Here is a 16,188-nt window from a genome sequence, read left to right as displayed (position 1 = left end):
GGAGACGCAACCATGAACGCGCCCCCCGCCCCCGACGTGCTGCGCGCGCCGCTCGTCGTCGAGTTCCCCTTCACCCGCTCCCTCGGCCCCACCCAGACCGCGTTCCTCACCGGTCTCCGCGAGCGCGTCGTCCTCGGCGCCCGTACCGCCGACGGCCGGGTCCTGGTGCCGCCGCCCGAGTACGACCCGGGGACCGGCGACGACGTGCGCGACCTCGCCGAGGTCGCCCCCACCGGCACCGTCACCACCTGGGCCTGGAACGAGCGGCCGCGCAGGGGCCAGCCCCTCGACCGCCCGTTCGCCTGGGCGCTCGTCCGGCTCGACGGCGCCGACAGCGCGCTCCTGCACGCCCTCGACGCCGACGGGCCCGAGTCCGTCCGTACGGGCATGCGCGTCCGCGTCCGCTGGGCGGAGGAGCGGACGGGCGCGATCACGGACATCGCCTGCTTCGAGTCGTACGAGGGCACCACGGCGACCGCCGGACCCCGGGCGCACTGCGGGGAGTTCGACGACCCCGTCACCGGCATCACCGCGCCGGCCCGCCTCGACTACACGTACACACCAGGGCGTGCCCAGACCCGCTATCTGCGCGCCCTCGCCGAGCGCCGCACCGTGGGCGAGCGCTGCCCCGAGTGCCGCCAGGTGTACGTCCCGCCGCGCGGCGCCTGCCCCACCTGCGGAGTGGCCACCTCCGAGCAGGTCGAGGTGGGCCCGAAGGGGACGGTCACCACGTACTGCGTGGTGAACATCAAGGCGAAGAACCTCGACATCGAGGTCCCCTACGTCTACGCCCACATCGCCCTCGACGGCGCCGGGCTCGCGCTGCACGGGCGGATCGCGGGGATCCCGTACGACCAGGTGCGCATGGGCCTGCGCGTCGAGCCCGTATGGCAGGACGACGGGCGCTACCCCGACCACTACCGCCCCACGGGCGAGCCCGACGCCGACTACGACACGTACAAGGAGCTGCTGTGACGCCGCTACGGGAGGTCGCCGTCGTCGCCTTCGCGCAGAGCGACCACGTCCGCGCGGCCGACGAACTGTCCGAGGTCGAGATGCTGCTGCCCGTGCTGCGCGAGGTGCTGGAGCGCACCGGGCTCACCACGGACCGGATCGGGTTCACCTGCTCCGGCTCCTCGGACTACCTCGCGGGCCGCGCCTTCTCGTTCACCATGGCCCTCGACGGCGTCGGCGCCTGGCCGCCCGTCGCGGAGTCGCACGTCGAGATGGACGGCGCCTGGGCGCTGTACGAGGCGTGGGTCAAGCTGCTGACCGGCGAGGCCGACACCGCGCTCGTCTACGCGTTCGGCAAGTCCTCGCCCGGCGACCTGCCCGAGGTCCTCACCCGCCAGCTCGACCCGTACTACGTGGCGCCCCTGTGGCCCGACTCCGTCTCCCTGGCCGCCCTCCAGGCCCAGGCCCTCGTGGACGCAGGCGACACGGACGAGCGGGCCCTCGCCGGGATCGCCGCGCGCAGCCGTACGGACGCGGGCGGCAATCCGCACGCCCAGCTGCGCGCCCCCGGGCCCATGGGCGAGCACGTCGTACGACCGCTGCGGCGCGGCGACTGCCCGCCCGTCGGCGACGGCGCCGCGGCCGTGGTCCTCGCGGCCGGGGACACCGCCCGCGCGCTGTGCGAACGGCCCGCGTGGATCCGCGGCATGGACCACCGGATCGAGACCCACGCGCTGGGCCTGCGCGACCTGACCGACTCCCCGTCCACCCGGCTCGCCGCCGAACGGGCCGGGCTCTTCGACCCGGAGGCCGGGCCCGTCGAGGTGGCCGAGCTGCACGCGCCGTTCACCTCGCAGGAGGTCGTGCTGTGCAAGGCCCTGCGCCTCGGCGAGGACGTCCGCGTCAACCCCTCCGGCGGGCCGCTCGCCGCGAACCCCGTGATGGCGGCGGGCCTCGTCCGTATCGGCGAGGCCGCCGACCGAGTGGCGAGCGGCGACGCGCGCCGCGCCGTCGCCCACGCCACCTCGGGGCCCTGCCTCCAGCAGAACCTCGTGGCCGTCCTGGAAGGGGAGCCGTCATGAGCGCCGGCACGCAAAAGGAACCCGTGGCCGTCGTCGGGATCGGCCAGACCCGGCACGCCGCCGCGCGGCGCGACGTCTCGCTCGCCGGGCTCGTCCGCGAGGCCGCGCGCCGGGCGCTGGAGGACGCCGAGCTGACCTGGGCCGACGTGGACGCCGTCGTCATCGGCAAGGCGCCGGACTTCTTCGAGGGCGTGATGATGCCCGAGCTGTACCTCGCGGACGCGCTCGGGGCCGTCGGCAAGCCGCTGCTGCGCGTGCACACGGCGGGCTCCGTCGGCGGCTCGACGGCGCTGGTCGCCGCCAACCTCGTCGCGGCCCGCGTCCACGGCACCGTCCTGACCGTCGCGTTCGAGAAGCAGTCCGAGTCCAACGCGATGTGGGGGCTCTCCCTGCCCGTGCCGTTCACGCAGCCGCTGCTCGCGGGCGCGGGCGGCTTCTTCGCGCCGCACGTCCGCGCGTACATGCGCCGTACGGGGGCGCCCGACACGGTCGGCACGCTCGTCGCGTACAAGGACCGGCTCAACGCGCTGAAGAACCCCTACGCGCACCTCCACGAGGAGGACCTCACCCTGGAGAAGGTCCGCGCCTCGCCCATGCTGTGGGACCCGATCCGCTACTCCGAGACCTGCCCCTCCTCCGACGGCGCCTGCGCGATGGTGCTCACCGGGCGCGCGGGCGCGGAGCGCGCGCCCGCGCCGCCCGCCTGGGTGCACGGGGGCGCTATGCGCAGCGAGCCGACGCTCTTCGCGGGCAAGGACGCGGTCTCCCCGCGCGCGGGCCGCGACTGCGCCGCCGACGTCTACCGGCAGGCGGGGATCGGCGACCCGCGCCGCGAGATCGACGCCGTCGAGATGTACGTCCCCTTCTCCTGGTACGAGCCCATGTGGCTGGAGAACCTGGGCTTCGCCGAGGAGGGCGAGGGCTGGAAGCTCACCGAGTCCGGCGCGACCGCGCTCGACGGCGACCTGCCCGTGAACCCCTCGGGCGGCGTGCTCTCCACCAACCCCATCGGCGCCTCCGGCATGCTGCGCTTCGCGGAGGCGGCGCTCCAGGTGCGCGGCAGGGCGGGCGAGCACCAGGTCCCGGACGCGCGCAGGGCGCTCGGCCACGCCTACGGCGGCGGCTCGCAGTTCTTCGCGATGTGGCTGGTCGGCGCGGCACCACCCGCCTCATGAGCCCCGGTTGCGCCGCCCCTCGTACGGGCGCGCCCACGGCGGCCGGGAGTTCGGCCCATTCGGTCCCGCTTCCCGCGTACGCGGCCTGTCCGCGCGCCCGTCCCGTGGTTAGGGTGGCGCCGGGACGACGCACTGGGAGGAGAACGGGCGTGGCCAACAGCACCACCACCGGGCAGCCGGACCTCGATCTGAGCCAGGCGAAGTGGCAGTCGAGCAGCAGGGGCACGGGCGACGTCGAGATCGCCTTTGTCGAGGGCTTCATCGCGATGCGGCACGGCCGTCAGCCCGACGGCCCCGCGCTGATCTTCAACCCGAGGGAATGGCGCGCCTTCGTCCGGGGCGCGCGCGAAGGGGAGTTCGACCTCACCTGAGGACGGTTCGCCTCCCCGTACACCACCGTCGGCGGCCGCCGTGCGCGGCGGCGTCCCGCCGCGCTCGGCGCCCTGTTCCGGGGCGGTGCGTCAGAGCAGCCCCGTCCACGGGCGTGGCCTGCCGTGTGCCACGGCGCCGGCGCCCGTGTCCGCGTAGCGCGGAGTCTCCAGCGACCAGGACAGGTTGCCGCGCATCAGCCGCCGCATCGCCTCCGTGTACCTCTCGACGCCGTGCCGCACCTCCGGCGGCGCGGCCTCCGCCGTCAGGAAGTCCGGGAGCGCCGCCTCCAGTTGCCGGAAGCGCGCCACCCGCGCGTTGGCCAGCCGCGCCACGCGCCGCACCGCCTCCTCCAGCGAACAGCCCGCGCGGGCCCGCAGCACCAGCACGCTGTTGTTCACGTCGTCGGCGGCCAGCTCCTTCTCCAGCGACACCAGGTCGTTGACGAACAGCACCACGTCCGCCGTCAGTTCGCGCAGCACCGCCACCGGCAGCGCCCCGTGCAGCGCGTCCGGCACCGTGCGGCCCCCGCAGCGCTCGGCCAGGTCCAGACACGGCTGGACGCCTATCGAGTGCCGCCGCTTGGCGAGGAAGTCGGCCAGCGTCGGCGTCGCCTCGGAGGTCCGGTGCAGCGCCTCCCACTCGTACGCGCACAGGTACTCGCGCCAGTGCTCGCGGAAGCGCAGCCTCCAGTGCTCCGGCATCCCGGCCGTAGCGCGCACCCACACGTCGCGGAACGCCGCCGCGAGCGGGCCCGCCCGTACGGTCGTCACCGTGGACGCGTCGTCAAGCGCGCACAGCAGCGCGTCCACCAACGGGGCGATCCGCTCCGGACGGCGCCCCAGCTTGGTGTCGAACTGGTCGTCGAAGACGAAGAACCAGCCGTTGAGGTCCGTCGCGAGCTCCAGGTCCTCCGGGGCCGCTTCCGGGTAGAAGTAGGCCATCAGCCTTTCCAGCCGCAGCGCGTCGTACTCCTCCGTCGCGGCGGCCCCGGACAGCAGCCCGAAGGAGGTGAGCCAGTCCAGGGTGTGCCGACGGGCGCGCCCGGCGGCCTCGTTGAGCGGATCGGGGAAGGGGATGTCGAGCAGCGCCGCCCGCTGGTCGCGCAGGGAGCGGTGTGGTTCATCGTTCATGTACCGCAGTGAAGCCCACCCCGACTGCCCCGGCCATACGCCCCTCTCCCGGCGCGCGGTGCACCGGTGTGCGCCACTGGCGTGCGGCGACGGATGTGCGCACCCCGAGCGGGAAGTGCGGAGGAAGTGCCGCCGAAATCCGCGCTCACCGCAACCGCGCGTGCCAGGCGGCGTACGCTCGGCCACACCTGCCCGAAGGAGCAAGGACCCCGAAGGAGTAAGGACGAGGACGTGACGCGGAACGCGGGCCGCCCGGCACCTCCGGGCCCGACACTGCTGGAGCGGGACACCGAACTCTCCGCCATCGAAGCGCGCCTGGCGGACCTGTGCGGCGAGCGGGGCGCCACCACGGGCATACGGACCGGCGGACTCGTCTCCTTCGCCGGATCGGCGGGCGCGGGCAAGACCACCCTGCTCGGCGAGGCCCGCTCCCGCGCCGCCGCGCACGGCTGCACCGTGCTCCACGCCCGCGGCGGCGAGCAGGAGCAGGAGTCCGCCTTCCACGTCGTCCGCCAGCTCGTCCAGCCCGTCCTCGCGGCCGCCGGGGAGGACGAGCACCGCGAGATCCTGGGCAGTTGGTACGACATCGTCGCCCCGGCCGTCGGCCTGGTCGCCCCGGGCAGCGGCGGCAGCCCCGACCCGCAGGGCGTCCGCGACGGGCTCGACTGGCTGGTCACCCGCTTCGCGGTGCGCCACACCCCGGTCGTCGCCGTCATCGACGACATCCACTGGGCCGACCCGCCCTCGCTGGCCTGGCTCACCGGCTTCGCGTCCCGCGCCGCCGAACTCCCCATGCTGTTCGTCCTCGGCTACCGCCCCGAGGACCTGCCCCGCGACGCCGCGGGCTTCCGCCGCGCGGTCGAGCGCGACGGCACACGGCCGTACGAACTGGCCCCGCTCAGCGCCGTCGCCGTCGCCCGCATGGTGCGCGAGAGCCTCGGCGACGACGCGGACACGGCCTTCTGCCACGAGTGCTGGGCCGTCACCGGCGGCAGCCCCTTCGAGGTGACCGAACTGGTCGCGCGCTCGTTCGACAACGGGCTCAAGCCGCAGCCCGACAACCTCGCGCAGCTCCGCGAACTCGCCTCCGCCGTCAAGGGCGCGGGCTTCATCGAGGCCCTGCAGCGGCACGGCACCACCTGCGTCCGGCTCGGCTGGGCCGTGGCCGTCCTCGGCTCCGAGGCCACCGTGCCCCTGGCGGCGAACGTCGCCGGGCTCGGCAAGGAACAGGCGGCGCGCGCGGTGAGCAGACTCCGCGAGGCCAGGATCCTGCGGGCGGCGGCGCCGGAGCTCCCGCCCGCCGCGCAGCGCCCCTCCCGAGTCCCGGCCCGGGAGGGCGAGCTGCTGGAGTTCAGCCACCCGCTGCTCGCCACCGCCGTCTACCGCGCCATCCCCGACAACCTGCGCACCGCGCTGCACGGCCAGGCCGCCGCCTCCGTCACCGCAGCGGGGCTGGGCCCCACCGCCGCGGCCCGCCACCTGCTGGAGATCCACCCCGACGGCGACCCCGACGTCGTGGAGGAGCTGCGCCAGGCGGCCCGCGAGTATCTGAGCGCCGGAGCCCCCGAGTCCGCGCACCGCTGCCTGGGCCGCGCCCTGCGCGAGCCCCCGACGCTGACGGACCGGCCCCTCGTCCTCTTCGAGCTGGGCAGCTCCGCGCTGCTCAACGCCCCGGCGGCGACCGTCAACCATCTGCGCGCCGCCCTGGAGGAGCCCGCGCTCACCCCCGAGCTGCGCGTCCGCGTCGTCTACCGCCTCGCCCAGGCCCTCGCGCACACCGACCGGCTGAGCGAGGCCGCCCGCGTGCTGGCGGACGAGGCACAGGGCGCGACCGACAGCCGTACGCGGCTGCGGCTGCAGGCCGAGCTGTTCATGTTCAAGGCGTTCCGGGCCGACGAGGAGGACAGCCCGGCACGCTCCCGCAAGCTCGCCCGCCTCGCCTCCCACCTCACGGGGCGCGACATGGCCGAGCGCCGCTTCCTCGGGCTGCGCGCCTGGGACGCGATGGTGCGCGGCGAGGCCACCACCGTCGCGCTGCGGTACGCGGAGGAGGCGCTCGGCCCCGGGCTGAGCTGGACCGACGACGAGTGGGGCTTCGAACTGCCCGTGCTCGTCGCGCTCACCTTCATGTACTGCGACCAGCCGGGCCGCGCGGAGGAGCTGTTCAAGGCCGGGATCGACGAGTGCGAGCGCAAGGGCTGGCGCGGCGCCCACCTCTCGTTCGGCTTCACCCTCCTCGGCTACATCCGCTACCGGCGCGGCCGCCTCACCGACGCCGAGGACCTGGTGCGCGGCGGCCTCAGCATCGCCGACCGGGTGGGCAGCAGGGTTCCCGCGCAGTGGTTCGCCGTCGGCATCCTCATCGAGGTCCTCATCGCGCGCGGCCAGACCGACGAGGCCCAGCGCGTCGCCGAGACCTACGGCTACGGCCAGGTCACCCCCGACGCCGTCGTCTACCCCGACTCCCAGACCGTCTACGCCGAACTGCTCCTGGCCAGCGGCCTGCGCGAGGAGGCCGAGGCCCAGCTCACGGCCGTGGGCCGCAGGCTCGACCCGCGCGGCATGCGCAACCCCGCCTGGTGCCCCTGGCAGCTCCGGCTCGCCGAGGCGCTCTCCACCACGGAACCCGAGCGCGCGGCCCGCACCGCCTGGGAGGCCGTCGAGCGCGCCCGCCGCTTCGGCGCGCCCTCCGCCATCGGGCAGGCCCTGCACACCTCCGCGCTGGTGAGCACGGGCGTGACCCGGCTGGAGCGGCTGCGCGAGGCCGTACGCCATCTGGAGCGCTCACCCGCGGCGTACGAGCTGGCCAGCGCCCTCGTCAGCCTCGGCTCGCAACTGCGCAGGTCCGGGCTGCCGCAGGACGCCGCCGACGGGCTCTACCGCGGCCTGGAGGGCGCCACGCTCTGCGGCGCCCCCGCGCTGGCCGCGCGGGCCAGGGACGAGCTGTCCGCCGCCGGGCTGCCGCCGCTCCAGCTCCGGCACGACGACACCGACACCCTCACCACCCAGGAACGCGCCGCGGCGCAGAGCCTCGTGCGCGGGCTCCCGGTGCGGCGCATCGCGCAGGAGCTGACGCTCACCGAGGGCGCCGTCCGGCTGCTGCTGTCCGGCGTCTACCGGAAACTGGGCACCGATCCCGCCGGGCTCCCCGGGCTGCTGGCGCGCAGGCTGGGGAGGGAGCCGGGCTGAGGGGGGACCGAGAGCCCGTACGGGGGTACGGGGCGTGACCGCGCGAGGCGGCCACGTACTATTGCGGCATGTCGTTCCTCCGTCGCCGCAGTGCCGCCGTGCCCGCGGGCCCGGACTTCGATGTCCTGGCCATGGACCCGACCGACTGGCCGGGAAATCTCAGCGCCGGACTGCTCCCCGCGCCCGACGGCACCTGCCAGGGCGTCTTCCTGCGGTACGACCTGTTCGGCGGCCGCGGCCCCGCGATGGTCATCGGCAATCTCCCCGAGGGCTCGCCCGCGCGCGAGGTGGCCGAGGGGCAGATCCCCTTCGAGGTCACACAGCTGCTGGCCGCGCTGGAGAACGACGAGCCGGTGGAGGTCCTCAGCACCGAGGACGACCCGGTGATGCACGAGGACAATCTGCTGATCGTGCGCCGTGTGAAGCTCTCCGAAGACCGGATCTCCTGCGTCCAGTTCGACCGCAGCGACGGCGTGCTCGTCACCATCGCGAGCTGGGACCGCCCGATCACCAGCGATCTGTACGCGCTGCTGAAGCCGCTGCCCGCGGAGATGTTCCAGCAGTAGCCCTTGCCGGGCTTTCATCGGATCTCTAGCCTGTCGGCTGCCCGATCAGGTCGCGATCTGTGCTGCCCGCAGGAGGCTCTGGACGATGAATGGCGTGTCCCGTAGAACCGCGGTCAAGTCCGTGCTGGGAGGGGGCGCGGCGCTGGCCGCCGGGGGGTTGGCGCAGGCGTCGGCCACCGCCGGTGCGGCCTCGCCGGAGGCCCGTAAGCCCTCCGATGAATCGACCCTCTGGTACGACCGGCCCGCCGCCGACTGGGAGACCGAGGCCCTGCCCGTCGGCAACGGGGCACTGGGCGCCATGGTCTTCGGCACCGTCGCGAGCGAACGGCTCCAGTTCAACGAGAAGACGCTGTGGACCGGAGGCCCCGGCTCCGCGGGCTACGACCACGGCGACTGGCACGAGCCCCGCCCCGGCGCCCTCACCGGGATCCAGGACGCCATCGACGCGGACGGCAAGGCCGACCCCGAGAAGGTCGCCGCCGCGCTCGGCCAGCCCAAGACGGGGTACGGGGCCTACCAGACCTTCGGCGACCTCCGTATCGACGTCCCCGGCGCCCCCGGCGAACCCACCGGCTACCGCAGGGAGCTGAGCCTCGGCGAAGCCCTCAGCCGCGTCACGTACACCGACGGCGCCACCGCCGAAGGCGGCACCACGTACCGCCGCGAGTTCTTCGCCTCCCACCCCGCTGGCGTCCTCGCGGGCCGTCTCACCGCCGACGACAGCGGCCGGATCTCCTGCACGTTCCGCCTCACCTCCCCGCACGAGGGCACCAGCACGGAGACCGAGGGCGGCCGGATCACGGCGCGCGGCACCCTCCGGGACAACGGCCTGCGCCACGAGGCCCAGCTCCAGGTCGTCACCGAGGGCGGCACCCGCACCGACGGCGACGACGGCTCCGTCACCGTGCGCGACGCCGACTCCGCCTGGTTCGTCCTCGCCGCCGGGACCGACTACGCCGACACCTTCCCCGACTACCGCGGCGAGGACCCGCACCCGAGGCTCACCGCCGCCGTCACCGACGCCGTACGGCAGGGGTACGAGCCGCTGCGCGCGGCCCATGTCGCCGACCACCGCGCCTTGTTCGACCGCGTACGCCTCGACATCGGCCAGTCCGTGCCGGACGACGTGCCCACCGACGCGCTGCTCAAGCGCTACACGGGCGGCGAGGGGCCCGGCGAACGCGCCCTGGAGGCGCTGTACTTCGCCTACGGCCGCTACCTCCTCATCGCCTCCTCCCGCCCCGGCTCGCTCCCCGCCAACCTCCAGGGCGTGTGGAACCACAGCACCGAGCCCCCGTGGTCGGCGGACTACCACACCAACATCAACCTGCAGATGAACTACTGGCCCGCGCACGCCACCAACCTCGCCGAGACCGCCGAGCCCCTGCACCGCTACATCACGGCCCTGCGCGCCCCCGGCAGACGCTCGGCGGAGAAGCTCTTCGGCTCGCGCGGCTGGGTGGTGCACAACGAGACCACCCCGTACGGCTTCACGGGCGTCCACGACTGGCCCACCGCCTTCTGGTTCCCCGAGGCCGCCGCCTGGCTCTGCCGCCATCTGTACGAGCACTACCTCTTCACCCGCGACAGCGGTTTCCTCCGCACCACCGCCTACCCGGCGATGAAGGAGGCCGCCGAGTTCTGGCTCGACAACCTGCGCACCGACCCGCGCGACGGGCTCCTCGTCGTCACCCCCAGCTACTCGCCCGAGCACGGCGACTTCACCGCGGGCACCGCCATGTCCCAGCAGATCGTGCACGACCTGCTCTCCAGCACCCTGGCGGCCGCCCGCGCCCTCGACACCGACGGCGGCCTGCGGCGCGAGCTGCGCGGCACCCTCGACAAGCTCGACCCGGGGCTGCGCGTCGGCTCCTGGGGGCAGCTGCAGGAGTGGAAGGCCGACCTCGACGACCCGAAGGACGACCACCGGCACGTCTCGCACCTCTACGCGCTGCACCCCGCGGCCCGTATCGAGCACGGGAGCGAGGAGGCCGCGGCGGCGAAGGTCTCCCTCACCGCGCGCGGCGACGGAGGCACCGGCTGGAGCAAGGCGTGGAAGGTCAACTTCTGGGCCCGGCTCCGCGACGGCGACCACGCGCACACCCTGCTCCGGCAGCTCCTCAAGGAGTCCACGCTGCCCAACCTCTGGGACACCCACCCGCCGTTCCAGATCGACGGCAACTTCGGCGGCACCTCCGGCATCGCCGAGATGCTGCTCCAGAGCCAGCACGGCACCGTCGACCTGCTGCCCGCCCTTCCCGCCGCCTGGCCCGAGGGCAGCGTGCGCGGCCTGCGCGCCCGGCGCGACCTCATCGTGGGCGTCGACTGGCAGGACGGCGCCCCGCGCACCGCCACCCTCCGCGCGGGACGCGACGGCACGCTGCGCGTCCGGTGCTTCCCCGGCGCCGTCTCGGTCCGCGACCGCACGGCCCGCCGCACGGTCCGGGTACGCGACGAGGGCGGCGGCACCTTCGTGCTCACCGCCCTCGCCGGGCACACCTACACGGTCAGTGCCCCTTGACCACCCGCACGTCGTCCGCGCGGACGAACGCGACCCGGTGGCCGAGCTGGATCTGGTAGTACGTCAGCTTGCCGCGCACGACCTTGAAGTTCTTCGCCTCCGGGTCGAAGTCGACGGCGTAGAGGTACGCGCCGCGGGTCTTGAGCCCCGCCGCGTACCGCTCGCCCTTCTTGACCTTGTACGGCAGCGCCACCAGGTCCTGCACGGGAACGTCCGCCGGGTACGCCTCCTTCTCCGGGTACGCGCGGCCGTAGACCGGGATCTCGTCCTTGCCGGGCTTCGGCTCGACGGCCGTGCCCCGGGCCGGGACCGCCGTCGGCTCACCCTGCGGGTTGGAGAACCACGCCTTCTGGCCGAGGTACCAGATCGCCGTCCAGTCGCCCTTCCGGTCCGCCACCGCGTACTTCTGCCCGGTGGTCGCCCGTGCGCCCGTGTCGTTCACCCCGGTCGTCGACGCGGAGCCGTCCGGGTGCAGGCCGATGTCCTTGACGAGCGGCGCGTCCGCGTCGGGCGCGGTGTGCAGCCGTACGGCCGAGGAGCCGTGCGGCTTGCAGGGCTTGCCCGCGCCGTCGCAGCCGGTGAAGACGGGCTTGTTCTCGTCGTAGTCGGGCGCGATGGTCACCAGCTTGCTCGCGGGCCCCGCCTCCGGCGTGAACGGCTTGCCCAGCAGGGAGAAGTAGTGCTGCCAGTCCCAGTACGGGCCGGGGTCGGTGTGCATCCCCTTGATCGCGCTGGGCGTCGTCCCCGGCACGTTGTCGTGCCCGAGGATGTGCTGGCGGTCCAGCGGGATGTCGTACTTGTGCGAGAGGTACTTCACCAGGCGCGCCGACGAGCGGTACATCGCCTCCGTGTACCAGGCGTCCGGATCGGTGAGGAAGCCCTCGTGCTCCAGGCCCACCGAGGTGGAGTTCACATACCAGTTGCCCGCGTGCCAGGCGGTGTCCTTGCCGCGCACGTGCTGCGCGACATGGCCGTCGGACGAGCGCAGCGTGTAGTGCCACGAGACGTAGGTGGGGTCCTGCACGAGCTTGAGGGTCTTCTCGTACGTCTCCTCCGTGTCGTGCACCACGATGTAGTCGATCTTCTGGGACTTCGGCCTGTTCGTCCTGTCGTGGTTGCCGTAGTCCTCTTCGCCCTCGTCGTTCGTGTACTTCTCGTACGGCGCGGGCAGCCACTCGCAGTCCACGCTGCGGGGGCACTCGACGGGGCCGCGCGCCCGGTCGCCCGCCTTCTCGGGGCGCAGCCCCGGGGCGGCCCGGAGGGAGAGCCGGTCGCCCGCGTCGTTGGTCCGCGCCTCGCCCTGACGCAGGGTGTCGAACACGTCATCGGCGAACGAACTGCCGTCGCCTGCCGCGTCCTTGCCCCCGGCGCCACCGCCCGGGTAGGCCGCAACGGCGCCGTACCAGTCGGCGGGATCGGAGCTGAGGGGGCGGCCCAGCTTCTTCTGCGCCGCGGCGAGCAGCGCCGCGCCACCCCGTACGTTCGCCCCGGGGGACGTCCGCAGCTCCTCGCGGGAGAGGCCGGTCAGCCCGGCCGCCCGCTCCAGGGTGCGCAGCCGCGCCGGGAGCTTCTTGAGCCCCGCGGCCTTCTCGGCGCCCTTGACGGCGGCCTTCGCCTCCGGCGTACGCGCCGGGCGCGCGCTGTCACCGCGCGCGTCCTCGGTGTCGGCGTGATGTCCCTGCGCACGGGAGCGGGCGAGCGCGGCCTTGGCGTCGGTGAGGTGCATCGGGCCGTAGCCCCCGGACACACTGGGCGCGCCCTTGTGGGTGTCCCAGCGGGACTGGAGGTACGAGACGCCGAGCAGCACGCTCTCCGGCACCTTGTAGCGCTGCGCGGCCTCGCTGAACTCCTTCTGGAGCGAGGCCGAGGCGTCAGCGCCCGCGCCGTCCGCCGCGTCGGCGGCCGCCGTGGGCCCTCCGGCCAGCAGCGGGAGCACGAGCGCCGCGGCCGCGAGTCCGGCCGCGGCGCACCGCGCCACGCGGCGGTCCGGGCGGCGGTCCGGCGAGCCGACGGGTCTTGTGGGGTCACGGAAGGATCCTGGCAATGCGGCCTCCTCGGACGGGGCGCCCTGGCTGTCCAGGGGCGCGAGCAGACCAGAGGTACCGGCTTGCCGACGATCCGTCAATCATCCCTGTGACGCGGGAAGTCGCACGTCAGCCACGGGCCTTCGGCGCCGCGGGACCCGCCCCGGGCGCCACCGGTCCAGACCGGTGACGCCCCGCTCACCGGGTGCCGACCGCGGCACGCACCGCCCTGCGGGCCATCCCGCAGTCGTCGTGCAACCGGCGCAGGAGCAGGCGCTGCTCCTCACCGGTGGGCATCGCGCCGGGGCGCGCCGCGCCACTCCCGGGAGCCCCCGGCGCCGGCGGCGAGGGATCACGCATGGTGCGCTGCACCGCCGTCTCGTACCGCCGGATCTCGCGCGTCAGTACGAGCATCAGATTCACCAGAAAGGCGTCCCGCGCGGCGGGGCCCTGCGCCTGGGCGAGCTGGCTGATCTGGCGGCGGGCCAGCGGCGCGTCGCCCAGCACGGACCAGAGCGTCGCCAGGTCGTACCCCGGCAGATACCAGCCCGCGTACTCCCAGTCGACCAGCCCGGGGCCGGTGGGGGAGAGGAGCACATTGGTCAGCAGCGCCTCCCCGTGGCAGAACTGCCAGGGGACGCCGGAGCGGCCGGGGCCGTGCGCGAGGCCGTGCAGCAGCTTCTGCAGATCGCCGAGGTCGCGGTCGGTCAGCAGGCCCAGCTCGTGGAAGCGGGTGATGCGCGCCGCGTAGTCGATGGGCTGCTTGAAGAGCGAGGTCGGCGGCTGCCAGAGGCCGATCCGGGAGAACGAGCCGATCACGGCCCGCAGCTCGCTCCTGGGCGGCGCCTCGAACGGGTGACGCTGCGCGGAGGCCGGGCGCCCCGGCATCCGCTCGATGACCAGCGCGCACGCGTCGGGATCGGCCGCCACCAGCCGCGGCACCCGGACGGGCGGGCGGTGGCGGACGAACGCCCGGTAGGCCGCTATTTCGTGCCGGAACCGCTCGACCCAGGCGGGGGAGTGGTCCAGCAGGCACTTGGCCACGACCGGATTCCGGCCCGCCGTACCCGCCAGGAGCACCGTGCGGCCGTGGCGGCGGAGCATCTGCACCGGATTGAAGTCCGGACAGATCCGGTGGACCGAGACGATGGCGGCGCGGAGCTGAGCGCCCTGTGGGCCGGACAAGTCCAGTCTCCCGCTGGGGGCTTGGGACACGGAGCCGTGCGCACGCCGGGGCCGTCCTGAACCGGGAGCGGCGTGCGGACTTCCCGTACGCGGCGGGTCGGAGGGGAGGACGGCGGGGGCCCTGCTGCTGTATGGCTGCGGGACACGCGGCCGGGGTGGCGCGGACACGGGGGACGTTGCTGGATACATGGGCGAGCAGGATCCCTTCGTGCGCCGACGGGTTGCTGCGCCCCCGGCCCGAGGACCGACCTGTGCACCCTGGGGAATGCGGGTCGGCCACAATGGCCCCGGTGAGTCAGCGGACGGCCCTGAGGACAGTCCGCTCCGGTCCCGACCGGGCCGGGGTGGCGCGTTCCTACAGGACACCCGCGCGCGGGTGGCACACCATCTGGCGCACCCTGGCGAACCCTGGCGAATGCTCGCCGCGCCGTTGTGAGGAAGTTACTGTCAACTCAGCCGAGAACCTGGGGGCTTGACGTGACAAAGGGACCCAACGCACGCCTCGCGGACCTCTTCGGCCTCGCTGGCTGGTCCAAGGGCGAACTCGCCCGGCTCGTGAACCGGCAGGCGGCGGCCATGGGTCATCCGCAGCTCGCGACGGACACCTCGCGGGTGCGGCGTTGGATCGACACGGGGGAGACCCCGCGTGATCCGGTGCCGAAAGTGCTGGCGGCCCTTTTCACCGAGCGACTCGGCCGTGTCGTGACCATCGAGGATCTCGGGTTCAGCAGGCCGGGGCAGGCGGGGAAGAGACAGTCCGTGGAAGGGCTGCCACTGCCGCCCGGGCAGGTGGCCGCGGTCCTCACCGAATTCACGGGAATGGACCTCATGCTCAACCGACGCGGCTTGGTGGGCGCGGGCGCCGCGCTCGCCGCAGGATCGGCACTCAGCAGTGCCATGCAGGGCTGGCTCACCACGGACCCGGCGGCGGCCGCCGGGATGGACTCCCTCAGCTCGGCCGAGGGCCTGGCCCACATGGACCAGGCGGCCTTCGACCGTTACGAGGCGGCACCCGTGGGGGCCCAGGAGATCGACGCGCTGGAGCGTTCCGTCGAGGTCTTCCGGGCCTGGGACGCGGCCAGGGGCGGCGGCCTCCAGCGCAAAGCGGTGGTGGGCCAGCTCAACGAGGTGGGAGGCATGCTCGCCTACCACCATCCGGAGGCGCTCCAGAAGCGTCTCTGGGGCGTCGCCGCCAATCTCGCCGTGCTGGCCGGATGGATGTCGCACGACGTGGGCATGGAGCCCACGGCGCAGAAGTATTTCGTGATCGCGGCGCACGCCGCGCGGGAGGGCGGCGACCGGCCGCGCGCCGGCGAGGCGCTCTCCCGGGCCGCGCGCCAGATGGTGCACCTCGGCAGGCCGGACGACGCGCTGGACCTGATGAAGCTCGCCCGGTCAGGCTCGGGCGAGGAGGCGCTGCCGCGCACGCGCGCCATGCTGCACACCATCGAGGCATGGGCCCAGGCGTCCATGGGCCGCGGTCAGGCCATGCGGCGCACGCTCGGCGAGGCCGAGGATCTCTTCGCCTCGGACAAGGGCGATGTGCCGCCCCCCAGTTGGATGCAGATGTTCGACGAGGCGGATCTGCACGGCATGCAGGCCCTCGCGTTCCGCACGCTCGCGGAGCACGAGCCCATGGCCGCCAGGACGGCCGAGCGGCACGCCAAGCGGGCGCTCGCGCTGCGCGAGGGCGGCCGTCAGCGCTCCAAGATCTTCGACTACATCTCGATGGCCTCGGCGTGCTTCATCGGCGACGATCCGGAGCAGGCCGACCGCTACGCACGCCTGGCCCTGCTCACCATCAGTGAGAACTCCTCGCACCGCACCTGGGACCGCCTCCGCGAGATGTACCGCCTCACGGGGCAGTACGCGGGGTATCCGAAGATCCAGGACCTGCGCGCGGAGATCCAGGAAGCGCTGCCCCGGGCCCCCAGGCCGTCGAAGGGGAAGGGGCTCAAGTCGATCTGACAGCACCTGGCCCGCACGGCTG

Annotated in this window: 11 protein-coding genes; 8 read left to right on the top strand and 3 right to left on the bottom strand. The window is 73.9% G+C overall.

Annotated elements, in window-relative coordinates; all coding sequences use genetic code 11:
• Window positions 1–12: 12 nt before the first annotated feature.
• The 4 genes from ACGF3A_RS22005 (at window position 13) to ACGF3A_RS21990 (ending at window position 3,582) form a co-directional block, all read left to right on the top strand.
• Window positions 13–975 carry a Zn-ribbon domain-containing OB-fold protein gene (locus ACGF3A_RS22005; protein ID WP_393731955.1) on the top strand — a complete coding sequence of 321 codons (963 nt, stop codon included), beginning with the start codon at window positions 13–15 and terminating at the stop codon, window positions 973–975.
• Window positions 972–2,036 (top strand): thiolase domain-containing protein, encoded by a 1,065-nt coding sequence (locus ACGF3A_RS22000; protein ID WP_393731954.1) that lies wholly within the window; start codon window positions 972–974, stop codon window positions 2,034–2,036. The genes ACGF3A_RS22005 and ACGF3A_RS22000 overlap by 4 nt, the downstream gene beginning before the upstream one ends.
• On the top strand, window positions 2,033–3,211 hold the full coding sequence (locus tag ACGF3A_RS21995) for a thiolase domain-containing protein (RefSeq protein ID WP_393731953.1): 1,179 nt from the start codon (window positions 2,033–2,035) through the stop codon (window positions 3,209–3,211). Before ACGF3A_RS22000 ends, ACGF3A_RS21995 begins: the two co-directional genes overlap by 4 nt.
• A 149-nt stretch (window positions 3,212–3,360) precedes the next feature.
• Window positions 3,361–3,582 carry a DUF397 domain-containing protein gene (locus ACGF3A_RS21990; RefSeq protein WP_393731952.1) on the top strand — a complete coding sequence of 74 codons (222 nt, stop codon included), beginning with the start codon at window positions 3,361–3,363 and terminating at the stop codon, window positions 3,580–3,582.
• A gap of 90 nt (window positions 3,583–3,672) precedes the next feature.
• On the opposite strand, the gene ACGF3A_RS21985 is transcribed toward ACGF3A_RS21990, so the two are convergent.
• The gene (locus ACGF3A_RS21985) at window positions 3,673–4,713 is read right to left on the bottom strand and encodes an isoafricanol synthase (protein WP_393731951.1); all 1,041 of its coding nucleotides are present in this window, start codon (window positions 4,711–4,713) and stop codon (window positions 3,673–3,675) included.
• Window positions 4,714–4,944: 231 nt separating this feature from the next.
• Between ACGF3A_RS21985 and ACGF3A_RS21980 the strand changes: the two genes are divergently transcribed.
• The 3 genes from ACGF3A_RS21980 (at window position 4,945) to ACGF3A_RS21970 (ending at window position 10,989) form a co-directional block, all read left to right on the top strand.
• The gene (locus ACGF3A_RS21980) at window positions 4,945–7,902 is read left to right on the top strand and encodes an ATP-binding protein (protein ID WP_393731950.1); all 2,958 of its coding nucleotides are present in this window, start codon (window positions 4,945–4,947) and stop codon (window positions 7,900–7,902) included.
• Window positions 7,903–7,970: 68 nt separating this feature from the next.
• Entirely contained in the window at window positions 7,971–8,468 is a 498-nt protein-coding gene (locus tag ACGF3A_RS21975) for a hypothetical protein (RefSeq protein ID WP_393731949.1), read from the top strand.
• 85 nt (window positions 8,469–8,553) lie between these two features.
• Entirely contained in the window at window positions 8,554–10,989 is a 2,436-nt protein-coding gene (locus ACGF3A_RS21970; RefSeq protein ID WP_393731948.1) for a glycoside hydrolase N-terminal domain-containing protein, read from the top strand.
• Here ACGF3A_RS21970 and ACGF3A_RS21965 read toward each other — a convergent pair.
• Complete coding sequence (locus ACGF3A_RS21965) at window positions 10,976–13,033, bottom strand: N-acetylmuramoyl-L-alanine amidase (protein ID WP_393731947.1); 2,058 nt, start codon at window positions 13,031–13,033, stop codon at window positions 10,976–10,978. The two genes, ACGF3A_RS21970 and ACGF3A_RS21965, sit on opposite strands and share 14 nt — an antisense overlap.
• Window positions 13,034–13,211: 178 nt before the next feature.
• Window positions 13,212–14,387 carry an aminoglycoside phosphotransferase family protein gene (locus ACGF3A_RS21960; protein WP_393731946.1) on the bottom strand — a complete coding sequence of 392 codons (1,176 nt, stop codon included), beginning with the start codon at window positions 14,385–14,387 and terminating at the stop codon, window positions 13,212–13,214.
• 288 nt (window positions 14,388–14,675) lie between these two features.
• Between ACGF3A_RS21960 and ACGF3A_RS21955 the strand changes: the two genes are divergently transcribed.
• Window positions 14,676–16,166, top strand: a complete 1,491-nt coding sequence (locus ACGF3A_RS21955; protein ID WP_393731945.1) for a hypothetical protein — start codon at window positions 14,676–14,678, stop codon at window positions 16,164–16,166.
• Window positions 16,167–16,188: the final 22 nt, after the last annotated feature.

This window comes from Streptomyces sp. NPDC048172, assembly GCF_043202595.1.
In the GTDB taxonomy this organism is placed as follows: Bacteria; Actinomycetota; Actinomycetes; order Streptomycetales; family Streptomycetaceae; genus Streptomyces.
Note: the sequence above shows the minus strand (reverse complement) of the source record. Positions and strands in the feature narration are given on the sequence as shown.